Origin of the sequence: Streptomyces griseoviridis (genome assembly GCF_005222485.1) — a bacterium.
In the GTDB taxonomy this organism is placed as follows: domain Bacteria; phylum Actinomycetota; class Actinomycetes; order Streptomycetales; family Streptomycetaceae; genus Streptomyces; species Streptomyces hintoniae.
In genome coordinates this window covers 8,915,086-8,937,815 of the sequence record NZ_CP029078.1, presented here as the reverse complement: position 1 = coordinate 8,937,815, position 22,730 = coordinate 8,915,086, and the positions used below count along the sequence as shown (strand labels likewise).

The window sequence follows — 22,730 nt, the reverse complement described above, 5'->3', positions numbered from 1 at the left end:
GCCGCGGTGCCTGGGCATGCCGTCTCGTCTCAGTGATCTTGTTCACTTTCGGATCACTCGATCCATATTTGCTTGACCAGCGGATACGACCGCGGCAACTATTACGGCATGAATGATCCAGAATTTGGCGTGAGGGACACGGCACGCCCTCACGCAGCGCCTGCGGCAGCCGCGCAGGGGCCACGCGTCGCCCCGCCGACCCTGAGCCGGGCCACGTTGCTGTTGCTGGCCGTGACCTGTGGGGCGGCGGTCGCGAACATCTACTACGCCCAGCCGTTGTTGCCGGTGATATCGCGGACGCTCGGGGTGTCCCAGGGAGCCGGCGGGCTGGTGGTCACCGTCTCGCAGGTCGGCTACGCGCTGTCGCTCGCCCTTCTCGTGCCCCTGGGCGACGTGCTCGAACGACGTCGCCTGGTGAGCGTCCTGCTCGGCCTGAGCGCCGTCGCCCTGCTCGGGGCCGCCCTGTCCCCGTCGCTCGGCACACTGCTCCTCGCGATCGCGGTGGTGGGGGCAACCTCCGCCGTGGCGCAGATCGTGGTGCCCCTGGCCGCTTCGCTGGCGCCGAGCCACCAGCGCGGGACGGTGGTGGCCACGGTGATGAGCGGGCTGCTCATCGGCATCATGATCGCGCGCACCGTCGCCGGGCTGCTCGCCCAACTCGGGGACTGGCACCTGGTGTTCGTCTTCGCCGCGATCCTGATGGCGGTCCTGGCCGTCACCCTGCGCCTGGTCCTGTCCCCCGTACCGCCGCCTGAGCACACCACTTATCCGCGCCTCCTGGGTTCGATCGTCGCGCTGGTGCGGGCCGAGTCGCTGCTGCGCAGGCGCATGGCGCTGGCCGCGGTCGGCATGGGGTGCTTCACCGTGCTGTGGACCGCGTCGTCGTTCCTGCTGGCCGACCCGCCGTACAGGTTCGGCCCCGCCGCCATCGGTCTCTTCGGTCTTGCCGGGGTCGTCGGAGCCGCCGTCGCGATGAGGGCCGGTCGGCTCACCGACAGCGGACGCGGCCGGCAGGTGACTTCGGGCGGACTGGTGCTGCTGACGCTCAGTTGGCCGGTGCTCGCCGTCGCCGGTGTGGGCGGGCCGGTCGGCCTGATCGCGCTGGTGCTCGGCATCGTGGCGCTCAACCTCGCGCAGCAGTCCTTGTTGATCAGCCACCAGAGCGCCATCTACCACCGGGCCCCGCATGCCAGGAGCAGGGTGACGACGGCTCTCATGGTGTCCGCCTTCGCGGGGAGCACCATCGCCTCGGCGCTGACCGCGGCGTTGTATCCGCTCCTGGGGTGGCCGGGCGTGTGCGGTCTCGGCCTGCTCATCGCGCTGGCCGGCGTCGGCACCTGGGTCCTGGAGCTGGTCCGTCCCAGCCCCTCCGAGCCCCTCGCCGTCCCCTCGGCGGCGACGGGCGCCGGCGTGGACAGCCCGTCCGCACCAGCAACGGGCCTCCCCCGCAAGCCCGTTGAGGAGGCAGCGTGCGGTCAAAAGGTCCGGCATGCCTGAGATCCGCCACCTGGCGGTCCTCCTCGACGAGGAGGAGGCACTGCTCGCGGCTGTGCATGCCGTGACGTCGGCGGCGCGGGTCTCGACGTCCCCTCACGTTGAGCCGCTCCCCTCTGACTCGCCGTCCCGCACGCGGTGCGCACCCCGCATCTGGGCTACGTGACCGAGGGCGCTACGGCGTCTTCTGCTCCGACGCGCTGGAGGACATCCTCGCGTACACCACCGGCGCGCCGATCCGGGTCCTCGCGCCGTGAGCAGACCGCGTTGCCCCCTCTCCACCTCCCCCGCACACAGTGACGAAAGGCATGACCCCGTGGCACCGCATGGAACGCATGAGCGACACACCGCGACGAGCAGCACGGACGCCCCGCGCTGTGAGGAGGCGAGCGGCGACGACTCCGGGGTCCGGATGCCTGGGCTGTGGACCCGCACCCTGGGCGAGCTGACCCTGAGCTACGTCCCGGACGCCGGAGTCGCGATGATCCGGGAACGGCTCTACCCGTCCGCCGCCGAGGACGAGTGGCACGAGCACCGCCCGCATCTGACCGAAGCCGGTCATCTGTCGATGGGATGTGGCGCCCTGCTGGTCGAAAAGGGCGACACCCGCCTCCTCATCGACGCGGGCCACGGCCGTATCTCAGGGAGCGAGGTGGAGCACTTCCAGCACGCCTTCGGCCATGTACGGGACCTGCCCGGATCGCTGGCGGCCCTCGGGGTCGATCCGGGCGAGCTGGAGATGGTCGCCTTCACTCACTTCCACGGTGATCACACCGGATGGGCACGGCCCGACGCGACGGATGATCCGCGGAGCCTCTTCACCCGGGCGCGGTGGATGGTCGGCGCGGGCGAGTTGGAGAGCGTCGCTGCGGGAACGGGGCCGGTACTGGCCGGTCAGGACGGACGGACCGTGACGGTGACCGACGGGACGGAGATCGCCGAAGGCATCCGCGCCTGGTCCCTTCCCGGACACACTCCCGGCCACACCGCGTGGGTCCTCGACACCGGCGACGGGCGGGAGGTGGTGGCCTTCGGCGACGCTCTGCACTCGCCGGTCCAGGTGGCGCATCCGGAGTGGGAGGTGATTCTCGACACCGACCGGGACGAGGCCGAGCGGTCACGCCGACGGCTCATCGACCAACTCGCCCGCGACGGGGTGTACGGCTTCGGCGTCCACTTCGCCGATCAGCAGCTGGGAACCGTCGACGGCTCCGGCCGCTGGCGCCCCTGGTCCGACGCGGCGGACGGCCGCTGAGTCTGCTGCGCCTCGTGCCGATGCGTCCCGTATCGATGCGCCCCGTATCGATGCGCCCCGTATCGATGCGGAACACGGCCGCCGGAGCCTCACGTCGGGCTCCGGTGGTCCTCGTCCGCCATAATGGATGAATCATTCCGTTAAGGAGGACCCTGTGCCCACCCCCGGCCGCCCCCGAGCCTTCGACATGTCGCAGGTCCTCGAAGGAGCGATGCGTCTGTTCTGGGAACACGGCTACGAGGCGACCTCGATGGCCCAGCTGCGGGAGGCCACCGGACTGTCGTCGGCGAGCCTGTACGGCGCGTTCGGCTCCAAGCAGGGCCTGTTCGAGCGCGCGGCCGAGCACTACATCGCCGGGCCCGGCAGTGTCACCGAGGTCATCGCCGACGGGTCGCTGAGCCCGCGCGAGGCGGTCGCCCGGATGCTGCACGCGTCCATCGACATGCAGACGGACACGTCCCATCCCCGCGGCTGCCTCGTCGCCCTGTCCGGTACCGTCCGGGCGCCCGGTGACGGCGAAGCCGCAGTACGCGCGATGATGATGGCCCGCCGCGCGTCCGACCGGGCGAGCATCAGGGAGTGCGTCGTCCGCGGCATCGCGTCGGGAGAACTGGCGGAGGACACCTCGGTGGACGGCTTCACCACCATGATCCACAGCTTCCTGCTCGGCATCTCCACCCAGGTGTGCGACGACGTACCCGCGCTAGACCTGCACGCGGCGGCCGACACCCTACTCGCCCTCTGGCACGCGCCGCAGCACGTGGCCTGACCCGCCTCGACTCCGAACTGCGGGCCGTCTGCCCCGCTGCTCAGCGTGACCGGCGGGGCAGGTAGTGCCTGCCGTCTCGTGGCTCGCTCGCTGAGCCGCGGGGCGTCGAGCGCGAGGCTGGATAGCGAGGGCAAGAACTTGGCGGTGCCGGCCCTGCCTGGACCGTCCAGGCAGGGCCGGCACCGGCCGGATCGGCGCCAGCCACGCCGGGTTCCACAAGCCCTCGGACCGGAAGATCAGCCTTTCCGTGTCTTGAAGAAGATCGCCGCCCCCATGACTGCCAGCGCGAGCAGGATGATTGTTCCGGACACTACGAGCAGGGCGTTTCCGCTACGCGCGCCGAGCAGAAGAGCACCCACAGCGACGATCAAGGCCACCACGGCGAACATGGCCAGCTTTCGTGCGGGGCTGCTTTTCATGGTGCCTCCGAATCATCGTCTGTATCACCCGGCGCCGTGTCGTAGGCGAGACTCGCCTCGAGGCCGACGACCGAGCCGATCACGTGGTGAGGTAGGAGCAGGTTCTGCCCCCGGTGGGCGTGGAGTTCAGGGTGCCCCCGGGTTCCCGGTTGAAGCCCATGTCCATGCCCGCCGTCGAAATGGCGAACAGCCCGAGCGGGCGGGGCTGTTGTGGGAGTAGGAGTCCCTGATCTCGGCGGCGCGGAGAAGCGGCCCGCGCCCGTCGTAGCGGTAGCCCCTCTTGCCGCCGGTGACGACCTCCGTGCTTCCAGGTGAACTCGCCTCCAGTCGGTCGTTCAGTTCCAGGGCCGGCAGGCGCCGCGAGGCAGCAGCGAGGCAGCGGTGACCGGGTATCACCAGCGTCTTCGACCAGGCCGAGCGCGTCGCCTCCGGTCTGATGTTGCGGGTGAGGAGGGGCAGGGTGACGGCCGCAGTGCCCCCCTCAGTGTTCGTCTTGGAGGCGATGTAGACCCATGTGAGCTGCGGTTTCGGGGTGTGGTTGACATCTGCGGCATCCCGATTAGCCTCTATATTGCTAAGAATATTGGTAATAAATGAACTGAGGCAAGATGAGTGTCGACCCTGGCGTCGAGCCCTACCGGTGGCGATGGCTGATCCTCGTGGTGATGATCGTCGCGGAGGTCATGGATCTTCTGGACGCGTCGATCGTCAACGTCGCGGGGCCCGCGTTGGAGGAGTCTCTCGGCGCCAGTTCTGTCGGGCTGCAGTGGGTGATCGGCGGCTATGCCCTCACGCTGGGGGCCGGTCTGGTCCTGGGTGGGCGGCTCGGTGACCGTTACGGGCGGCGCCGGATGTTCCTGGTCGGTCTGGCCGCCTTCACGTTGAGCTCGCTGCTGTGCGCGCTGGCGCCGAACATCGAGTCCCTGATCGTCTTCCGGCTGCTCCAGGGGGCCGCGGGGGCGATGCTGCTTCCGCAGGGCCTCGGGCTGCTGCGGGAGAACTTCTCCGGGCCCGAACTCACCAAGGTGTTCGCGGTCTTCGGTCCCGTGCTCGGCCTGGGCGGCATCATCGGCCCGGTCCTGGGCGGCTTCCTCATCGAGGGCGACATCCTCGGCCTCGGGTGGCGCTCGGTGTTCCTGGTCAACCTGCCCATCGGGCTCGCGGCCCTCGCCGTCGCAGCGAAGTTCGTCCCGAAGAAGCGGGGCGACCGCACCGTGCGGGTCGACGTGGCAGGCGCGGGTCTTGTCGTGGCGTCCTGCGCGCTGCTCGTGCTGCCGCTGAACCAGGGGCAGGAGGACGGCTGGCCGCTGTGGACCTGGCTGTGCCTGGCCGCTTCCGTCGTCGGATTCGGCCTGTTCGCGCTGCAGCAGCGCCGCGCCGCCGCGGCCGGCCGCGAGCCGCTGGTGACGCCGGCCCTGCTGCGCAAGCCCGCCTTCACCGTCGGGCTCGGCGGTATCGCTCTGTTCTTCGGCGGGCTGATCGGCACGCAGCTCGTGCTCACCCTGTTCCTGCAGATCGGTCAGCACTTCAGCGCCGGGGACGCGGGCCTCGGCAATCTGCCGCTCGCGGTCGGCACGGCGATCGGCGGTGCGGTCAGCGGCGCGTTCCTCGCCGACAAGATCGGCCGCAAGGTCCTCCAGGTCGGACCGGTGATTCAGCTCGCCGGTGCGGCGCTGCTCTGGTTCGAGCTCGACCGCCTGCGCACGGGGTCGTTCTCGATCTGGGACATCGCCCCGGGTGTGGCGGTGGCCGGTATCGGAGCGGGCATGGTGATCGCCGCCCTGTTCAGCTTCATCCTCGCCGCGGTCGACGACGACGAGATCGGCTCCGCTTCCGGCGTGCTGTCCGCGGTGCAGGCCATCGGCGGCTCCATCGGGGTGGCGATCTTCGGCTCGGTGTTCTTCGCGCAGGCCAAGACCGGCGAGTTCACCGCCGGTTTCCATCACGCGCTGATCGTCCAGGCCTGCCTGCTGGCGGCGTTCCTGGCCATCACCTTCCTGTTGCCGAAGAAGGGCCGGCCCGAGGACGAGCAGCACGGCGGCACCCTCTCTGCCTCCGACGCCAGTTCTGCCGGTTCCGGCGCGAAGCAGGACATCACCGCCTGATCCCCGGCCCGGCGCGCGCGGAGTCCACGTGAGGAAGGAAGGGAGCGTCATGACCCATCGGAGTGTCCTGGTGGCGGGCGCGGGCATCGCCGGTCCTGCCCTGGCCTACTGGCTGCACCGGCACGGCCTCGCGGCCACGGTGGTCGAGCGTGCACCCGCCGTGCGAGAGGGCGGACAGACCGTGGACCTGCGGGGTGCCGGGCGCGCTGTGGCCCGCAGGATGGGACTGGAGCGGACGCTGCGGGCCCATACCACCGGTGAGGAGGGCATCCGGTTCGTCGACCGGGCGGACGAGGTGAAGGCCGTCTTCTCCTCCGGGTCCTACGGCGGGCAGGGACCGGTCGCCGAGCTGGAGATTCTCCGCGCCGACCTGTCGCGCCTCCTGTACGAGGAGACGCGGCCCTACACCGAGTACCTGTTCGCCGATGAGATCACCGAGCTGTCGCAGAGCGACGCGAGGGTGCGAGTCACGTTCCGTGGCGGTGCCGAGCGGGTCTTCGATCTTGTCATCGCCGCCGACGGTGCCCGCTCCCCCACCCGTGACCTCGTCTTCGGCGGTCTCGACGACGCCGTGGACGTTCGGCCCGTGGGCCTGACGACCGCCTACTTCACCATCCCCGGTGAGCCCGGCGACGGGCGCTGGGCCCGCTGGTACAACGCTCCAGGGGGACGAGTGGTGACCCTGCGGCCAGACGGCCGTGGCACCACCCGCGCCGCGCTGTCCTTTCTCTCCCCGCCCCACGCGGACGAGAGTGCGGAGAAGTTGGTGCCGCAGGCGCAGAAGCAGCTCCTGCACCGCGTCTTCCGCGAGGCCGGCTGGGAGACGGCCCGCGTCCTGGCGGCCATGGACACCGCGCCGGACTTCTTCCTCGACCGGGCCGTCCAGATCCGCATGCCCCGCTGGTCCCATGGCCGTGTCGCCGTGCTCGGGGACGCCGGGTACTGCGCCTCGCCCCTGAGCGGCATGGGCACCAGCCTCGCCTTTGCCGGCGCGTACGTCCTGGCCGGTGAACTGGCCCACCACGCCCACCACGAGCAGGCGTTCAACCGCTGCGAGGAGGTCCTGCGCCCCTACGCCGAGCGGGCCCAGAGGCTGCCTCCCGGCGTGCCGCGCGTCGCGATGCCTCGGACCGGGGCAGGCATCCGCGCCCTCCACCTGGCCTTGCGGGCGGCTGCGCGGCCCCGGGCGGTCGCGCGTCTGAACCGCTTCCTCGTCCCGCCGGCTGACACGTTCACCCTGCCCTGCTACAGCCTGTAGATGTCACGCATCATTGGTTGCGCCGACGCCTTCGATGATCCAGGAGCAGCTTTCACACCATGACCGCCAACCAGCCCACCGGTCCACAGTCCGGAGCCCCGGCAGAGGGTCCCATCCGCGACCAGCTGCGGAACCTGACCCGCCGCCAGCAGCGGTTCGAGCGGTACCTGGGTCGGCAGATGCACGTCGATCCCGCCGGGCTCGCGGTGATGGACCGTCTCGTCAGCGCCGGATCCGCGACGCCGAGTGAACTGGCACGCGAACTCAGTACGTCGACGGCGGCGATGACGCTGGTCATCGACCGTCTGGCGGACGGCGGACACGTGAGCCGGCAGCCGCACCCCAGCGACCGGCGCAAGGTGCTCGTGACCCCGGCGCAGCAGTGGGAGGAAGCCGCGTTCGCACACGTCGAGCCGCTGGTCGCGGGCATCGGGGAGATCACCGAATCCATGACACCCGAGGAACAGGCCACGGTGGCGGCGTTCCTCGAGCGGGCGGTGGCCGTGTACGACCGGGCGACCAAGGTGTAGGGAGCCTGATTCCGACGTCCCCTACCAGGCAACCTCTGGCAGCGGTGGCGGATCGCTGTTGGTGTCCCTGGCGCGGTGATCCGTCGGGTCGAGGAGTCGGGACAGTCAATACGTGCGGGTTCGGCGGGCTGTGGTCGAGAGGTGTGCCTGCGGGTGCAGGGCCTCGAAGCCGTGGAAGCGGCCTGCCCACACGTGGAGTTCGGACTGCCCTCCCGCCGCCCAGCTGCGGGTGGCGTAGTCGGTGTCCTCGCCACGGAAGACCTCCTCGAAGCCGGTGTCGATGTACGCGGCCGGGAGAGCCGAGAGATCTTCGGCCAGTTCCGGCGAGACGGCTTCCGGGCTGGGTCTCGACATGAGGGCCATGTCCGCCAGGAGCTCGCGCAGTTCGGGGTCGAGGGCGGGTCGCGCCATGGTCATGGTCGCTGGCTTTCGTGATCGCTGGACGGTCGGGCGAGGAGGGTGGCGCCTCGGCGGGCGCCAGCGCCCGGACAGACGGGAACATACGAGCCAAGGGTGACGGCCACCCGTTCGGCCGAGTCTGGTCCGGTCCCGCTGTCAGACTCCCCGGAGGGAACACGCCAAGGGGCGTGGGCGAGGCAGCGTGGGCGTGACCGGGCGCGGTTCGGCCGGTCGTTGCGCCCCGGACGAGGCGGGGCCAGGGAGTGACGGACTACGGCGTCCCGCGCGCACGCGCGGTGACGGAGGACCGGCCGGGCGGACGACAGTACGGTGACGCACCCGCCGGACAGCGGCGGGACGAGAGGGCGACGCGCGCGGGTCCGCGACACGTCGCCTGCGTGATGGACGGCAACGGCCGCTGGGCGCAGCAGCGTTCACTTCCCCGCACCGCGGGTCACCGGGCCGCGGAGACCGCTGTCATCGACGTCATCGAGGCGGCTCGGTCCGCGGGCGTGGAGTGGCTCAGCCTGTACGCCTTCTCCACCGAGAACTGGAACCGCCCTGGCGCCGAGGTCGAGTTCCTGATGCGGCTGGTGCGCCGGGTCGTGCGCAAGCACGCGCCACTGCTGCTCGCGCGCGGAATCCGCTGCCGTTTCCTCGGGGTCGCCGACCCGCGCATTCCCCGTGAACTGGCCCAGGACTTCGACGACTTGGCGGTGCTGACGGCCGACAATCGGGGGATGACGCTGACCGTCGCCTTCGACCACGGCGGGCGAAGGGACATCGTTGAGGCGGCGAGGTCGCTGATCCGCAGCGGGACACCCGCCGACGAGGTGACCGAGCGGATCTTCGCGGACCATCTGCCGTTCCCCGACACCCCCGATGTGGACCTGGTGATCCGCACCTCCGGTGAGCAGCGCATCTCCAACTTCATGCTCTGGCAGGTCGCTTACGCCGAGTGGGTCTTCCCCGAGGTGCTCTGGCCTGAGTTCCGGGCTCCCGACTTCCTCGCCTGCCTGCACACCTACCGGCGCCGCGACCGCCGCTTCGGCGGCGTGCCCGCCCGGACGAACGGAGACCCATCATGACCACCGAAACCACGGAACCGGCCGACGAGGCACCCCTGTTCGGCCCGGAATCACAGTTCAGCGCCTTCTTCGACGATCCACGCTGGGCCCTGGCCATGATCCGCGCCACCGTGCTGGAAGCCGCTCACCCGCAGATCGGCGCCGCCCTCGTCGACAACTCCACCTTCGTCACCCACCCCTGGCGCAGGCTGCGCAACACCTTCCTCAGCATGCGGCGCATGTTCGGCACCGACCCGGCGGTACGCGAGCGGGAGGCCGCCCGGCTCAACCGGCTGCACGCCCGCATGAGCGGTTCCGACTCCCACGGCCGCGCCTACGACGCGACGGACCGCGCGGCCCGCGCCTGGGTGGTGGCCACCCTCTTCGAGAGCGCCGTCACCATGTGCCGGCTGAGCGGCCAGCCGCTCGACCAGGACACGATGGAGCGGATGTACGCCGAGTACCGCGCGTTCCTGGCCGCGCTCGACGGCGACGCCGCGGAACTCCCCAAGGAACTCGCCGACTTCTGGCGGTACTTCGACCGCATCGTCGAGAACGAGTTGGAGAACACTGAGGCGGCCCGCGTCATCCTCTACCGGCTCTTCGACCACTTGCCCGCCCCCGCGCTGCTCGACGGCATGCCGACGTTGTGGGCGGCCGGTCGCGCCGTCGTCGGCCCGCTGCTCGGCGCCATCACCGTCGCCTCGCTCCCCGAGCCCTACCGACGCCGGGCCGGCCTCCCCGAGATGCCCGGCGCGCCGACCCTCATGCAGGGCGCCTACCTGGCCGCCGGGCTCGCCCGGTTCCTGCCCGAGGGGTGGATCAACGCCGAAACCATCATCGAAGCCCTCTCCCTCGCACCGGACAGCGACGACCCCCGCGCCCGCACCGTGACCGCCCTGCGCGCCCGCATGAGGAAGGCATCGGCCCTGCTCCGCCTCCTCACACCACTGAGCGGCGACACCGACCCCGGCCCGGCGCCTTCGACGGCCACGGAAGAGAACCGGCGCTCGTCGGAGGAGTTCTTCCGCCGTGTCCTCGACCAGACCGGCGACGGCCACCTCGACTGGCCCGACCTCGCCGCCATGGCGCGCGAACTCGCCACCCGCCTCGACCTGGACGAACCCGAGGAGACCCAGCTCTACGACGCCTTCGCCGCCTGGTGGCGCGAGTTGCAGGCCGCCCTCGACACGGACGGCGACGGCCGCGTCAGCGCCGAGGAGTACGCCGCCGCCGTTCCCTCCCTCGCCGGACCCGCGCTCATCCGCGTCGCCGAGGTCCTCTTCGACGCCACCGACAGGGACCGCAACGGGAGCATCGACGCGGACGAGTACCGGATCCTCTTCCGCACCGCCTTCCACCGCGACCTCACCACCACCGGCGGCGGCTACGGTCGGAGCGCCTTCGTGGGCGACTTCCTCTCCTTCATGGCGGGCCGCCGCACGGGCACCGCGTACGACCCGCTCCTCGCCGACGCCTGAACCCGAACGTGATGCCGGTCCGGGCGGCTGTGCTGGGCTCATAACGCTCTCTTCGGGGCCGCATCACATCTTCGCCTCGCACAGCCGGGACTGCAGCGGCTGACCGCCTTCACCCTGCTTGTGTGGGCGCCAACCGCGCTACTGCAACGGCCAGTTGGGGACGGGGGCAGTCACCGCCCGAAGGGTGCGGACCATATCCCGGTACAGGGCTGTGGGCGGCGCGAGGGCGGCGTCGCGGACGGCTGGGCACCCACCGGTCGCCCGTACGCGGCCTGATCGCGATGGCGTCCCATCACGTGGAGCACCGTTCTCCGTGCCACGCATGCGAGGGCGCCCGATGGCACGGCGTCGTCACCTGCCGCTCAGACCGCGCGCAGGGCGTCAGGGCGGCGGCCGGTGAGGCGGTCGAGTGCGGCGGCGCTCGCGTCGTCGGCCGGCAGGTGGACGACGAGGTGCTGGTCGTCGTCGGCCGGCAGGCCGAGCGTCTCGTACGCCAACCGCAGCTCCCCCGCCCCCGGGTGGACGACGCGCACCACGCCGTTGGCCCGTGGCAGTCCCGGCAGCGCCCGCAGCCGGTCGGCGAACGGTGGCCCGCAGGACACCGTCAACTCGTCCATGAGCGCGGCGACATGGACGTCGATCCGCCCTGGACCCTGTTTGAGCGCCGCCACTTGGTCGTCGGCGACGGTGTCCCAGTCCGGGTAGGCCGTGCGGGCCCGCGGGTCGGTGAAGACGAAACGGGCGAGGCTGGGGCGGGCGCCGTCCAGCAGGCCGAGCGGTTCGGCCAGTCGCCGGTATCCGTCCGTGCAGGCCAGGATCTCGCTCAGCCGGTTCACCAGCACCGCGGCCGTCGGCTCCAGCCGTTCGAGCAGGGCGCGTACCGTGGGTCTGACCATCCGGTTGGGTCCCGCGTCGCCGCGGCAACTGAAGCCGGGGTCGGCGCCCTTGGCGAGCCGCTGAAGATGCACCCGTTCGCCGGGGGGGAGCAGGAGCGCGTCCGCCAGGGCGGCAAGCACCTCTACGGAGGGCCTGCGGTCCCGGCCCTGTTCAAGCCTGGTCACGTACTCGACGCTGACTCCGGCGAGCGTCGCCAGTTCGGTGCGGCGGAGCCCTGGCGTGCGGCGGCGCGGCCCGGTCGGCAGGCCCGCGACCGCCGGGGTGACGGCTTCCCGGCGCAGCCGCAGGAAGAGGCCGAGCTCGTTGTCGCTCATTCTCCGAACGTAACACCGGCCGTCCTGGCGGATCGTGGCCCTGCGCCTACCACCCTCCGCCGGGCCTCCCTCGCGCGCCGCCGGTCCGCCACGGTGGAGCGAACGCCCCGGCTTCGGGGCGACTTTCCCTCTCGTCAGGAGGCCCGCGGCCATGTCCAGCGCACGACTCAGTCTCACGGTGATCGTCGGCAGTGTCAGGGAGGGCCGCTTCGGGCCCGTGGTGGCCGACTGGTTCGTCGAACAGGCAGAGCGGCACGCCGAGTTCACCGTCAGCCTGGTCGATCTGGCGGACGTCGACCTCCCGCTCACGCTGCCGCCCACCCCGCCTGCCCTGCGACCCGACCTGCCGCGTCCCGAGGGCATGGCGGAACTCACGCGGCGGCTCGACGACGCCGACGCGGTCGTCATCGTGACGCCCGACTACAACAGCAGCTTCCCGGCCTCCCTGAAGGCCGCCATCGACTGGCACTACACGCAGTGGAAGGCCAAGCCGATCGGCTTCGTCGGATACAGCGGCCTCAGCGGAGGTCTGCTGGCGATCGAGCAACTGCGGCAGGTCCTCGCGGAGTTGCACGCCCACACGGTGCGCGACTATGTCGCCTTCCCCAGCTACTACCTCCTCTTCTCCCCCGACGGCACGCTCCGGGACCCGAAGGGCCCCGAGGACGCCGCCGCGGTCATGCTCGATCAACTCCACTGGTGGGGCTCAGTTCTGCACGACGCCCGCCGTGACCGCCCGCAGATCACGAGGCGGTAGCCGTCCCCGCGGGCCGTCCGGCGACGGCGACGACGCGGATGCCCTACGGCGCCGTCCGGCGGTGGGCGTCGAGCTTCGGCGTACCGAGGTCGCTCTCGCGGAAGAGGGTCTGCCGGTTGAGGTTGGACAGTTCGACGACATCGGGTTCGACGCAGTGCAGCCACCCCACGCCTGAGGCCACCAGGTCCCGTGCGGCGGCGCCGCCGGTACCGCCGACGCCGACCAGCAGGACTCGCGCACGACGCAGTCGCAGCTGTGGCTCCCAGGAACTCTCCCTGGGCCGGAGGTCCATCCAGCGCAGCAGGGTCATGCCTCTGCTGTACCGCTCGCGTTCCCGCTCGGACAGTTCCGGCGGTGGCGCCGCGCCGACGTCCTCCACGTAGCCGGCGAGGGTGAGATCGGTCATGGCCTGGACGATGTCCGCCTCGGGCAGCCGCAGTTCCGGATGGCGCCGGGACACGGCGGCGACGACGTCCGAGGTGCCGCGCGTACCGTCCATGGCCTCGACCAGCGTCCACACCCAGCCCTCGGGATCCTTGACCTCGGCACCGATGCCGTGGACGACGCTCCCGATCCTGACGTGACCGTCCACCGTCCGGTAGGCCCGGTGTTCCGGCTTGATCCGAGGCAGCCGCATCGCGGGCACCGTCACTCTCGCGCCGACCTCGTGGATACCTACCTCATGAATACCGATGTCCCCCAACTCCCCTTCAGATGAAGAACCTTGACAAGGGTCGTCCGTGAAGCAGAGCCTGACAAGAGCACATCGGATCACGTCCCACCATCCGTCGACGGAAGGACACCGGAATGGCGAACAAGATCGAGATTCGTCCACTGGACAAGAAGGAGACCACCGGCGAAAGCGGTGGTAACGGCGGCGGTTGATCCATTGCGGATGATGCGCCGTTATCCCACGGTTGCGGAAGTCGACGATTCGGCGCGGCAGTTGGTCTCCCGGTTTTCCGGAACCTGCCGACTGCGTCGAATCGGGACATCCAGCGGGGGACGCCCGATCACGATGCTCACGGTGGGCCACGGCCCGCACCACGTCCTGGTCGTCGCTCGCCCGCATCCCGATGAGCCGGTGGGCGCCGCGACCGCGATAACCCTGGCGGCGCGAGCGGCACACGGTGTCGGAGTGTCCCCCGCGACCGGTTCCACCACCGTCACCTGGAACATCGTCCTGTGCCTTGACCCGGACGGGGCCGCGCTGAGCCAGGGGTTGGAAGAAGCGACGGCCGGCGACGGCCACACCCTGGAAGGCTATTACCGTTCCGCCTACCGTCCCGTAGCGGCGGAGCAGCCGGAGTGGGCGCCGATCGTCTCGCACCAACTTCCGGAGAGCCAGGCTCTGTTCGACGTCATCGACGAACTGCGTCCGTTCCTCCAGTGCTCCCTGCACAGCGTCGAGGCGGGCGGCACCTGGGTCCAGTTGACCCGCGAACTTCCCGAACTCACCGCGCCTTTCCACACGTCCGCCGCGAAGCACGGGATTCCCGTGCAGCACGGCACGTTCGACGCCCTGTACTGGGAGAATCCCAGCCCCGGGGTCTACATCCTGCCGCCCCCGGAGCTCACCGGCCGTCTGGCGGCCGGGTCCGAGAACATCGGGCGGTCCACCTGGTGCGCCCCTCCTCGCTACGGCGGCGTCACGGCGATCATCGAAGTCCCGCTGTGGACCACCGACATGGCCGACGACTTGGCCGCGCACCCGAACCGCGCCGCCGCCGTCCGCGATCTGTCCGCCCGGGTGCTCGACGGGGGGCGGCAGGTGACCGCGATCCTGGACAAGGCTCGCGCCTTCCTGCCTCGGCCTGAGGACAGTCCACGCAGACGCGTGCTGGAGTGGATGGCCGACGGGCTGTACGACCTGGTGGCCGAATCCTGGCAGCCGCTCGCCGCCGACGCCTCGCACCCGCACCCGCACCCGCACCCGCACCCGCTGACGACAGCCCAGATCTGCGCCCTGGACATCGTGGCCCGTCGCCAACCGCTCCGCGCGGCGGGACTTCTCCACCACCTGCTGAAGTCGACGACAGCCCCGGCGGCCGTAGGTCTCCGCGACGACCTGGACGAACTCCTCACCGCCTGGTCCACAGACTTCAGAAGGTCCCTGCGCCTGCGCCGGGTACCGGTGCACAACCAGGTGGAGCATCAGCTCAGCACGGTACTGACGGCGACCGAAGCCGCGTTGAACACGGCGACGACTTGACCAGACAGAATCCCGGAACCCCTATCAAGGTCACCCACGACACCGATCGAGCGCGGAATCCGGTCGGTGGACACCGGGCTCGTGGGCGGGCGGTCGCCGCCTACCGCAGGGTTGCGATGCCCGCCATGACGATGTCGACGCCCGCGAGGAACTGCTCGCGGTCGTCGTGCTCGCGCAGTTGCTTCACGGCCGCGTGCACGAAGGGGTACTTGCCGGGGTCCACCTCCGCCCAGTGCGCGGCGGCGGCATCGAGGAAGGCGGCCCGGTCCGTGCCGCTGTCGGCCAACTGGCGGGCGTTAGCGGCGTTCTGCACGGCCTCGCCGAGGACGTAGCTCATGAACGTGCCGGCCGCGTCGAAGCGTGCCCGCGCGGGGACGTCGAGTGCGTCCAGCAGTCGGGCGATGCTCTCGTAGAAGTCCAGCAGGGCGGGTCGCCACGGTTGCCGGGAGAGTTCGGCCGCGACCCAGGGGTGGGCGTCGATCGCGTCGAACAGCCCCAGGGCGAGGCGGCGCAGGCTCTCGCGCGGGTCCGCGTCGACGACCGCGCCGGTCAGCACGCGGGCGAAGACCTCGTCGGTGGCGGTCGAGAGCAGGTCACCCTTGTCCGCGACGTGGTGGTAGATCGCTCCGTAACCGGTGCTCAGGTGCACGGTGAGCGCGCGCAGGGTCAGCGCGCTCTCGCCGCCGCCGTCCAGGAGTTCGATCGCGGTCTGGATGATCACGTCCCTGGACAGGCCGTCCTTGCGCCTCGGGGTCCGCGCCGATCCGTTCGCGGGTGTCTTCGCCATGGTCCCAGTATCGCACGGGTGGATCGCCGCTCCAACGTCGTGCTAGCTTTTTTGGAGTGGCGATCCATTCAGGATCGGCCACACTCCAGGAGGACCACCATGACGACATCGGTCACGATCATCGGCGCAGGTCTGGGCGGCCTGACACTGGCCCGGGTGCTGCACCTGCACGGCATCCCGTCCACGGTCCACGAGGCGGAATCCTCCCCGTCGGCGCGCACGCAGGGCGGACTGCTGGACATCCGCGACTACAACGGCCAGCCGGCGCTGGAGACGGCGGGCCTGACCGAGGAGTTCCGCAAGCTAGTCCTGGAAGGCCGCCAGGCGATCCGCCTCCTGGACCGGAACGCGAACCTCCTGCTCGGCCTGCCCGACGACGGCACCGGCAACAGCCCCGAGGTCCAGCGCGGCGAACTGCGGCAGCTGCTGCTCGACTCACTGCCCGACGGCACAGTCAGGTGGGGCCGCAAGGTCAGCGGCGTCCGTCCGCTCGGGGACGGCGCGCACGAAGTGGCATTCGGCGACGGCACGACGGTCATCACGCGCCTGCTCGTCGGGGCGGACGGCGCCTGGTCGCGGGTCCGCCCGCTGCTCTCCGGGGCGACGCCCGGGTACACCGGCTTCTCGTTCGTCGAGACCCACCTGTTCGACGGCGACAACCGGCACCCGACCAGCGCGGAGACGGTGGGTGGCGGAGCGATGATGGTGCTCGAACCGGGAAGGGGGATCCTGGCGCACCGGGAGCGCGGCGGCAACCTCCACACCTGGGTCATGCTCGCCCGGCCGAAGGACTGGTTCAGCGGAATGGACTTCACCGATCCCGTCGCGGCCACCGCGCGGATCGTGCGGGAATTCGACGGCTGGGCACCGGAACTCACCGCGCTGGTCACCGACGGCGATACCCCTCCAGCGCTGCGCCACATCTACGCCCTGCCCGGCCAACACGTCTGGGACCGCACCCCCGGCGTCACCCTGATCGGCGACGCCGCACACCTGACGGCCCCCAACGGAGAGGGCGCCAACCTGGCCCTGCTGGACGGCGCCGAACTGGGCAAGGCGATAGCGGCGCACCCCGGCGACACGGAGTCGGCGCTCGCCGAGTTCGAGCAGGCCATGTTCGTACGCACCGCGGCGGCCCATGCCGAAGCACCCGATCTCAGCACCATGTTGGGCGACGACGCACCTCACAACCTGATCAGCGCCTTCGCCGGGGGCTGACTCGGTTCCGGCGACGGCAACGCCGGGCAGCGGCGGGCGCCGACGACGAGTCGTTCGCCGCGACACGCCTGCACGGACCTGCCCGAGCCCTGGAGTCCGTGGCCTGCTGGTGCATCGGACCGGGCAGCCCCAGCCGCCCCATGGGACATGCACCACTCGCCGCTGTCCGCGCCGTCCCGGCAGGGACACCCGAGCCGGCGTGAACCCCGCCCCAAGTCCGTCTGTCAGCCCTCCCGCGCCAAGGCGTCCATCAGCGCGTCCAGCAGGCCGGGCACCGACTCCTGGAGGGCGGATCGGCGGAGACGGTGGCCCCGGGAGGGGCCGACCATGACCGGGCGGAGGATGCCCGCCTCTACCAGGATCTTGAAGTGGTGGGTCGCGGTGGATTTGCTCAGGCCGTCGTAGAGGTCCGAGCAGGACGCCTCCTCGGCGGGATGCACGGCCAGGCGGCGGACCATTTCCAGGCGTGCGGGGTCCGCGAGCGCGCGCAGCAGCTTCTGGACGGCGGCGACGGGCGGCAACTGGTCGGACGGGGTCTCCCAGGGCGGCATCAGACAACTCCATGTTTGACGAGCGTCGTACTTCTCCCTAGCATCCTCGAAGTACGATCCACATCAAACTTACCAGGAGTCTCCGTGCGGACACTTTCCCCGGGCCGCCGTCCCCAGTCGTGGAGTTACCCGACCCTCCTCGTTCTGCTCATGCTCGGGCAGGCGACCTCCGCGATCCCCTCACCGCTGTACTCCCTGTACGCCGATAAGTGGGACTATCCGCCCTTCCTCACCACCGTCATCTTCGCCGCGTACGGGGCCGTGGCGGTCGTCGCGATCCTCGTCTCCGGGGCCCTGTCCGACCGGTACGGCCGACGGCCCGTGCTCCTGGTCGCCGTCCTGCTCCTGCTGGCGGGGCTGGTCGTCTTCGTCTTCGCCGCGGGACCCGGCTACCTCGTCGTGGCGCGGATGCTCAACGGCCTGGGGATCGGCGCGATCGTCGTCGTCGGCGGGGCCGCTCTGCTGGACGTCAGCCCGGAGCGGGCGGCCCGGAGCGGGACGCTCACCGCCATCGCCTTCAACGTCGGCATCGCCGTCGCGGCGCTCGGCACCGCGGCCCTCGCCCAGACCGGATTCCACCCCCTGTTCCTGCCCTACCTCGCCGACGCGCTCATCGCCGTCGTCCTGTTCGTCCTCCTTCTGGTGATGTGTGAGCCGCACCCCTCGGCCGGTGCCGCGCCGTTGGGGATCCCGCGTCCGCAGGTGCCCAGGGAGATCCGCGGGCGCTTCATCTTCGCCGTGATCGGCGCGGGCGCCGCCTGGACGGTGCTCGGGGTCTGCTTCTCCCTGGAGCCGTCGATCGCCGCTCACGCGGCGCACGTCGACGGACCGTTCTTCGGCGGCGTCGTCATCGCGGCCGTGACTCTCTCCGCCGCCACCACCCAGGTCGTCAGCGCCCGATTCCCGGCCCGCACGGTGGCGCTCGTCGGCGACACGGCGCTCGCCGTGCTCATGGTGGCCGGAGTGGCGGGCTTCGCGACCGGCAACGCCGTCGTCATCATCGTCACCGTCGCACTCCAGGGCGGCGCCTACGGACTCGCCTTCGGCGGCTCCCTGCGCCATCTGACCGCGCACATCCCCGCCGAGCGGCGCGGGGCGGTCATGTCCATGTTCTACCTGCTCGCGTACGGCGCGCTCATCACGCCCACGCTCCTGGTGGGCATCGGCGCGACCGTCTGGAGCGACACCGCGATCTTCCCCGTGTTTTCTGTAGCAGCCGCCGTGCTGTGCCTCTCCGCCGTGGTCGTCGAGCGGGTAGTAGGACGCCGAGGTGGACCCTTCGAGGTGACGCGGGCGACGACGGACGAGGCGCCGCGGATGAGCGAAGTCGACTGACCGGCGGCCCCGTTGGGGCACGGGCGGGATCGGCACGGGGCTTGGCAGGAGTCCGCACCGCGCGGCGTCCGGACGATTCTGTGAATCGGAGGGGGAACCTCCAGGGCCCAAGGAAGGCGCTCCACCCGCCGATGCCCGACCGCGAGGGCCGGCCCCCAGGTCAGGCCGGTTCGAGAGCCGCTGCCAGATGACCAGACAGTTCCTTGATCTGGGTCTCGGTGTACCAGGCCCTGCTATGGGTCAGGTCGACGGTGAGCCGGCCCCGGTAGCGGCTGATCACGGCGAAGATCATGGGGACGCGTCCGAGCGGGGCGAGACGCACCCTGCTGATCCGCAGTCCCGGCGGCAGGGGCGGTTCGGCGATGGTGCCCACATTGGTGATGACCAGGCTCGGCGGGCGCTGCTCGAGCATGTAGGGGAACGCCGCCAACTCCATGGCCGCAGCCCCGCTGTCGAGATGCGCGCGCAGCTGTGCGGCCATGTCGCGGCCCACGTCGACCGGCTGTGCGTCGCCGCCGATCCAGAGCCGTATGGAGGTGGTGGTGGCCGCCGACTGGAGGATCTCCGGCGGCATGGGCGGGGAGAGTCTGCGGCGCATGTCCACGGCCATGGTGCACAGCACGCGCACCGGTTCCTTCTGAGTAGGGAACAGGGATCGCAGACTGGTCAACAGGGCCCCGCTCACCAGGGAGTTGAGGCTCAGGGAAGCCGTGCGGGCCTGGCTGAGTAGCCGCTCGTACCGGCGGGGGCTCGCCTCGACACGGGTGATCCCGAAGCTCGGATCGGGGCCGGGGCCGCCGTCGCGCGACGCGAGTGCGGGCAGGAGCGCCGGCGGGGCCTGCGTATCCAGCCCTGCCCGTTCGGCGACGAAGTCACGCAACCGCGCGGGGGTGAAGCGTGCGGCGAGGATGTCGTCGAGCGCGGGGCCCAGTACCGGCCGGACCGGTCCGGCCGGTAGGGGTCGGCCCGTGGCGAGCGCGGTGTAGAGGGTCCACAGGCGCTGGTGGAGTGCCTGGTAGCTCATGGCGTCGGCGAAAGCCCGCAGCAACGTCATCACGACACGAGTACGGCCGTCGCGTACGACCGAGACCCGCAGAAGCGGGCCCTTCCCCCAGTCGAGCGGAGCGCTGATCTCGTCGTCGAAGTCACTGCTGTGGCCGAGCGCCGGGCCCGCTGCCGACTCCCCGACCTGGACGTGTGGGCGGGTCTCTCCGGTCCGGTGGGTGATGCTCCCCGCGGTCAGCGGGTAGCTCTTCCGCAGCTGGACCAGTGCCCGCGCCAGGACCGCGTCGTCAAGGCTGCCTTCGAGTTCGCTGTGCAGCACGAGCCGGACCCCGGCCGACGCAATGGCCGCCTCGTGCGGCGCGAGCGACCGCTCCATCACACGTTCCCCTCGCTGCGGGCTGACTGTTCAGCCACCTGTCGGTCGCGGTGGTCCGGCCGCGGGCCCTGCGCCGGGTTACGGCTTGGTGGTGAGGGGGCTGGTGAGGGTGTTCAGGACATCGAAGCTGGCGTTGCCCTCGAAGAAGGGGGTGCCGGACGGTACAGGGCTGGTGCCGAACGTCCCCGCCAGGGCGTCGGCGCCCTGCTTGGTCAGCGCCATCGGAAGGCGTTCGGCACTCACCTTGGTCAGCGAGAGCTTCGCGCCGACCTTGGTGGAGATGAACATCTCGATGCGCCGCCCCTTGTGTTCCGCGGTCCACGAGCCGGTCATGTCCGGGCGGAGTGCGACCCTGGGGACGGTGAACTCCGCGCGCCTGCCGTCGCGTTGGAACGCGAAGCCGCCCGTGCCCTCGCCGGTCAGGCCGGTCAGGTCGGTGTTGATCTGGCCCTTCGTGAGGGTGCCGCGCATGCACGTGTGGGCCTTGTAGGTCACCACGGTGTTCGGCTTGACGGCGTCGAGACTGATGCGTGCCGTCGCCAGGGCCTTCGCGGACGCGTCGGTGAGGCAGAAGTAGTACGGGTCGCCGGCCTTCAGCGGCAGAGGCGGCAGGACACTGCCCGCCTCCCGGGCCGCCACCGGCGGCACAACCGCCGCGAGGACTCCCAGACAACCAACGGCAAGGCCGGCCAGACGCAGAGACGACTTACCCACAGCGCAACTCCAGGTGACGCAGACGGACGTTCGACGATCGTGAAGCCCGGTCCGGATCACGATCCGCTCCGTCAACGCGGGCGCCCCCTTCACGTCACGGCCAGAATCCGCACGACCACTCAGATGCCGTCGGGGAACCCGCCGACATCATCGACCGGCTCAGCCCCGACGGGCGGACCGGCATCGAGCTGCCCGTCAACTGGCCTGCCCCGGCGCCCCGGCCGAGGTCGGCCACCAGGGGCTTGGCGCCCAGACCGGCGGCGGAGCGCACGACCGCAGAGCCCCCGTCAGCAGCCCGGCGGAGGCTCGTGACCGATCGAAGGCGGTCTGACTACGCTGAGAAAACGCCGCGGTTGAAGCGGATGGCCCAGACGACGACGGCAACGATGACCGCTGTGATGACGGCCGTTCCCACGACCGAGCTGGTGGCGGCGAAGATGCCGCCGAACCCGGCCACGCCCAGCGCCGCGCCCACCGCGAGGCTGGTCTCCTGGAGAGCGGCGGCGCGCGCGACGTCCTTGGGCGGGACGCTCCCGAGCAGGTACGAGTCTCCGGACGCCATCGAGACGCCCACCCCGAGACCGATCAGGAAGCTGGCCGGCCACAGGCCGACAAAGGCAGCTACCACGAGGCCGAGAGCGCATGTGGCCAGGCTGACCTGCAACATGTGCACCGGGGAAAAACGGGATTGCAGTTTGTGGAAGGCGAATCCTCCGAGCGACACCCACAGTGCCAGCACGGAAACCGGCAGGATGGCCAGCAGTGAATCGGCCTGCGCGCTGAACAGGAACACCGATCCCGTGTAACTCGCCGATCCGACGACCAGCGCGAGCGAAGGGGCTCCCAGTCGGGAGAAGTTGAGCATGCGCACATCGATGAGCGGATCCCGGGAGCGGAGCTGGCGCGTACTGAATACCGCAAGGACGCCGCAGCCGGCAGCGGTCGCCAGTACTCGTCCGAGCGCCGGACCGTGACTCTGAAGACCTGCCACGAAGAGTCCGAAGCCGAGGAAAGCCAGGACGGAAGAAGCGACATCGATTTTGGTGGACGCGGCCTGGCCCAGATTGATACTGCGCAACAGCAGGGTCGCGAACACTCCCACCACGAGAGCGATCGCGGCGGGGAGCCAGAACAGCATGGTGTACGCGCCGCCATCGACGAACGCACGGCCGATCAACGGTCCCGCGCCGGCGCCGATGCTGTACGTGGTGATCCAGAGGGAGTAACCCAGGGTGCGCTCTGCCGTGTTGGGCAGACCGCCGATGACCGAGGCGACGCTCGACACGATCAGCGCGTAGCCGAAGCCTTGCACGAACCGAGTCGCCGTCCATGCCACCGGTGAGTCCAGCAGTGCGGGACTCGCGCCTGCGACGGTGAACACGAAGAGCCCGATCGCCAACGTGACGCCCGGACCAAGTCGCGCACCCAGACGGGACCCGAGGACAATACTCGACGCGAGCGCGATCGTGTATCCGTCGATAAACCACAGGCGCCATGAGTCGGTCAGGACCGGCAGGTCGTAGGCGACAGAGTTGAAAAGTGTGGAGTCCACACCGCCGAGGAACATGGGGATTAAGAGGAGCGGAAAAAGAACCTTCTTGGGAACGGTGGACCGCTCAGAAACAAGAACACTTTCGGCCATGGCAGACCTCGTCTCAGTTGGCACTCTGCGGCGATGTGAAGAAGATCGGGATCACTGGATTGAAGGCCGTCCTGGCCGTCAACTCCACCGTCGTCTTCTGCTCGCGGCCTCGGCGTGGCGCGCGTAGGCCACGCGGCGCCGGTGG

Annotated in this window: 20 protein-coding genes and 1 pseudogene; 12 read left to right on the top strand and 9 right to left on the bottom strand. The window is 70.4% G+C overall.

The annotated features are described in order from the left end of the window. Nucleotides 1-231 precede the first annotated feature (231 nt). From DDJ31_RS38575 to DDJ31_RS38565, 3 genes are all read left to right on the top strand, one after another. Nucleotides 232-1,497, top strand: a complete 1,266-nt coding sequence (locus DDJ31_RS38575) for an MFS transporter (protein ID WP_206280599.1) — start codon at nucleotides 232-234, stop codon at nucleotides 1,495-1,497. 409 nt (nucleotides 1,498-1,906) lie between these two features. Further along, nucleotides 1,907-2,749, top strand: a complete 843-nt coding sequence (locus tag DDJ31_RS38570) for an MBL fold metallo-hydrolase (RefSeq protein ID WP_164784804.1) — start codon at nucleotides 1,907-1,909, stop codon at nucleotides 2,747-2,749. 154 nt (nucleotides 2,750-2,903) lie between these two features. Beyond that, a complete protein-coding gene (locus DDJ31_RS38565) occupies nucleotides 2,904-3,518 on the top strand; it encodes a TetR/AcrR family transcriptional regulator (RefSeq protein ID WP_127175793.1) in 615 nt (204 codons plus the stop codon). Nucleotides 3,519-3,754: 236 nt separating this feature from the next. On the opposite strand, the gene DDJ31_RS38560 is transcribed toward DDJ31_RS38565, so the two are convergent. Then, nucleotides 3,755-3,937 carry a hypothetical protein gene (locus tag DDJ31_RS38560; RefSeq protein WP_127175794.1) on the bottom strand — a complete coding sequence of 61 codons (183 nt, stop codon included), beginning with the start codon at nucleotides 3,935-3,937 and terminating at the stop codon, nucleotides 3,755-3,757. A gap of 608 nt (nucleotides 3,938-4,545) precedes the next feature. Here DDJ31_RS38560 and DDJ31_RS38555 point away from each other — a divergent pair. From DDJ31_RS38555 to DDJ31_RS38545, 3 genes are read left to right on the top strand one after another with little or no spacing between them, the layout of a single operon-like run. Next, nucleotides 4,546-6,042: an MFS transporter gene (locus DDJ31_RS38555; protein WP_127175795.1), complete on the top strand. Its 1,497-nt coding sequence runs from the start codon at nucleotides 4,546-4,548 to the stop codon at nucleotides 6,040-6,042. A 49-nt stretch (nucleotides 6,043-6,091) separates the two neighbouring features. Then, nucleotides 6,092-7,300, top strand: coding sequence for an FAD-dependent monooxygenase (locus DDJ31_RS38550; RefSeq protein WP_127175796.1), 1,209 nt, complete (start codon nucleotides 6,092-6,094; stop codon nucleotides 7,298-7,300). A gap of 59 nt (nucleotides 7,301-7,359) precedes the next feature. Further along, nucleotides 7,360-7,830 carry a MarR family winged helix-turn-helix transcriptional regulator gene (locus DDJ31_RS38545; protein ID WP_127175797.1) on the top strand — a complete coding sequence of 157 codons (471 nt, stop codon included), beginning with the start codon at nucleotides 7,360-7,362 and terminating at the stop codon, nucleotides 7,828-7,830. Nucleotides 7,831-7,935: 105 nt separating this feature from the next. On the opposite strand, the gene DDJ31_RS38540 is transcribed toward DDJ31_RS38545, so the two are convergent. Beyond that, nucleotides 7,936-8,322 carry an alpha/beta hydrolase gene (locus DDJ31_RS38540; RefSeq protein ID WP_276319327.1) on the bottom strand — a complete coding sequence of 129 codons (387 nt, stop codon included), beginning with the start codon at nucleotides 8,320-8,322 and terminating at the stop codon, nucleotides 7,936-7,938. Nucleotides 8,323-8,630: 308 nt separating this feature from the next. Here DDJ31_RS38540 and uppS point away from each other — a divergent pair, with 308 nt between their 5' ends. Next, nucleotides 8,631-9,317, top strand: a complete 687-nt coding sequence (gene uppS / locus DDJ31_RS38535) for a polyprenyl diphosphate synthase (RefSeq protein WP_127182383.1) — start codon at nucleotides 8,631-8,633, stop codon at nucleotides 9,315-9,317. Beyond that, nucleotides 9,314-10,777 (top strand): oxygenase MpaB family protein, encoded by a 1,464-nt coding sequence (locus DDJ31_RS38530; protein WP_127175799.1) that lies wholly within the window; start codon nucleotides 9,314-9,316, stop codon nucleotides 10,775-10,777. The genes uppS and DDJ31_RS38530 overlap by 4 nt, the downstream gene beginning before the upstream one ends. Nucleotides 10,778-11,139: 362 nt before the next feature. Here the strand turns inward: DDJ31_RS38530 and DDJ31_RS38525 are convergent, their stop codons facing one another. Continuing rightward, a complete protein-coding gene (locus tag DDJ31_RS38525; RefSeq protein ID WP_127175800.1) occupies nucleotides 11,140-11,988 on the bottom strand; it encodes a helix-turn-helix domain-containing protein in 849 nt (282 codons plus the stop codon). A 151-nt stretch (nucleotides 11,989-12,139) separates the two neighbouring features. On the opposite strand from DDJ31_RS38525, the gene DDJ31_RS38520 reads away from it, so the two are divergent. Continuing rightward, a complete protein-coding gene (locus DDJ31_RS38520) occupies nucleotides 12,140-12,745 on the top strand; it encodes an NADPH-dependent FMN reductase (protein ID WP_127175801.1) in 606 nt (201 codons plus the stop codon). 64 nt (nucleotides 12,746-12,809) lie between these two features. Here DDJ31_RS38520 and DDJ31_RS38515 read toward each other — a convergent pair. Continuing rightward, a pseudogene (locus DDJ31_RS38515) lies at nucleotides 12,810-13,382 on the bottom strand (ThiF family adenylyltransferase); the annotation flags it as partial. Between the two features lie 261 nt (nucleotides 13,383-13,643). Between DDJ31_RS38515 and DDJ31_RS38510 the strand changes: the two are divergent. Beyond that, a complete protein-coding gene (locus DDJ31_RS38510; protein WP_127182384.1) occupies nucleotides 13,644-14,957 on the top strand; it encodes a M14 family zinc carboxypeptidase in 1,314 nt (437 codons plus the stop codon). Between the two features lie 100 nt (nucleotides 14,958-15,057). On the opposite strand, the gene DDJ31_RS38505 is transcribed toward DDJ31_RS38510, so the two are convergent. Continuing rightward, nucleotides 15,058-15,744, bottom strand: coding sequence for a TetR/AcrR family transcriptional regulator (locus tag DDJ31_RS38505; RefSeq protein WP_127175802.1), 687 nt, complete (start codon nucleotides 15,742-15,744; stop codon nucleotides 15,058-15,060). Between the two features lie 99 nt (nucleotides 15,745-15,843). Here DDJ31_RS38505 and DDJ31_RS38500 point away from each other — a divergent pair, with 99 nt between their 5' ends. Next, entirely contained in the window at nucleotides 15,844-16,962 is a 1,119-nt protein-coding gene (locus DDJ31_RS38500; RefSeq protein ID WP_127175803.1) for an FAD-dependent oxidoreductase, read from the top strand. A 224-nt stretch (nucleotides 16,963-17,186) separates the two neighbouring features. Here DDJ31_RS38500 and DDJ31_RS38495 read toward each other — a convergent pair whose 3' ends face one another. Continuing rightward, entirely contained in the window at nucleotides 17,187-17,513 is a 327-nt protein-coding gene (locus DDJ31_RS38495) for an ArsR/SmtB family transcription factor (RefSeq protein ID WP_127175804.1), read from the bottom strand. A gap of 84 nt (nucleotides 17,514-17,597) precedes the next feature. Between DDJ31_RS38495 and DDJ31_RS38490 the strand changes: the two genes are divergently transcribed. Next, nucleotides 17,598-18,848, top strand: coding sequence for an MFS transporter (locus tag DDJ31_RS38490; protein ID WP_127175805.1), 1,251 nt, complete (start codon nucleotides 17,598-17,600; stop codon nucleotides 18,846-18,848). Nucleotides 18,849-19,008: 160 nt separating this feature from the next. On the opposite strand, the gene DDJ31_RS38485 is transcribed toward DDJ31_RS38490, so the two are convergent. The 3 genes from DDJ31_RS38485 to DDJ31_RS38475 form a co-directional block, all read right to left on the bottom strand. Continuing rightward, complete coding sequence (locus tag DDJ31_RS38485; RefSeq protein ID WP_127175806.1) at nucleotides 19,009-20,229, bottom strand: phthiocerol/phthiodiolone dimycocerosyl transferase family protein; 1,221 nt, start codon at nucleotides 20,227-20,229, stop codon at nucleotides 19,009-19,011. 78 nt (nucleotides 20,230-20,307) lie between these two features. Continuing rightward, on the bottom strand, nucleotides 20,308-20,868 hold the full coding sequence (locus DDJ31_RS38480; protein ID WP_127175807.1) for a hypothetical protein: 561 nt from the start codon (nucleotides 20,866-20,868) through the stop codon (nucleotides 20,308-20,310). A gap of 406 nt (nucleotides 20,869-21,274) precedes the next feature. After that, nucleotides 21,275-22,585, bottom strand: a complete 1,311-nt coding sequence (locus DDJ31_RS38475; protein WP_127175808.1) for an MFS transporter — start codon at nucleotides 22,583-22,585, stop codon at nucleotides 21,275-21,277. Nucleotides 22,586-22,730: the final 145 nt, after the last annotated feature.

Coding starts and splice junctions, on each gene's coding strand:
- DDJ31_RS38525 (WP_127175800.1), bottom strand. CDS start 11,988: ATGAGCGACAACGAGCTCGGCCTCTTCCTGCGGCTGCGCCGGGAAGCC.
- DDJ31_RS38545 (WP_127175797.1), top strand. CDS start 7,360: ATGACCGCCAACCAGCCCACCGGTCCACAGTCCGGAGCCCCGGCAGAG.
- DDJ31_RS38485 (WP_127175806.1), bottom strand. CDS start 20,229: ATGGAGCGGTCGCTCGCGCCGCACGAGGCGGCCATTGCGTCGGCCGGG.
- DDJ31_RS38495 (WP_127175804.1), bottom strand. CDS start 17,513: ATGCCGCCCTGGGAGACCCCGTCCGACCAGTTGCCGCCCGTCGCCGCC.
- DDJ31_RS38520 (WP_127175801.1), top strand. CDS start 12,140: ATGTCCAGCGCACGACTCAGTCTCACGGTGATCGTCGGCAGTGTCAGG.
- DDJ31_RS38475 (WP_127175808.1), bottom strand. CDS start 22,585: ATGGCCGAAAGTGTTCTTGTTTCTGAGCGGTCCACCGTTCCCAAGAAG.
- DDJ31_RS38500 (WP_127175803.1), top strand. CDS start 15,844: ATGACGACATCGGTCACGATCATCGGCGCAGGTCTGGGCGGCCTGACA.
- DDJ31_RS38530 (WP_127175799.1), top strand. CDS start 9,314: ATGACCACCGAAACCACGGAACCGGCCGACGAGGCACCCCTGTTCGGC.
- DDJ31_RS38570 (WP_164784804.1), top strand. CDS start 1,907: ATGCCTGGGCTGTGGACCCGCACCCTGGGCGAGCTGACCCTGAGCTAC.
- DDJ31_RS38510 (WP_127182384.1), top strand. CDS start 13,644: ATGCGCCGTTATCCCACGGTTGCGGAAGTCGACGATTCGGCGCGGCAG.
- DDJ31_RS38550 (WP_127175796.1), top strand. CDS start 6,092: ATGACCCATCGGAGTGTCCTGGTGGCGGGCGCGGGCATCGCCGGTCCT.
- DDJ31_RS38505 (WP_127175802.1), bottom strand. CDS start 15,744: ATGGCGAAGACACCCGCGAACGGATCGGCGCGGACCCCGAGGCGCAAG.
- DDJ31_RS38560 (WP_127175794.1), bottom strand. CDS start 3,937: ATGAAAAGCAGCCCCGCACGAAAGCTGGCCATGTTCGCCGTGGTGGCC.
- DDJ31_RS38555 (WP_127175795.1), top strand. CDS start 4,546: ATGAGTGTCGACCCTGGCGTCGAGCCCTACCGGTGGCGATGGCTGATC.
- uppS (WP_127182383.1), top strand. CDS start 8,631: ATGGACGGCAACGGCCGCTGGGCGCAGCAGCGTTCACTTCCCCGCACC.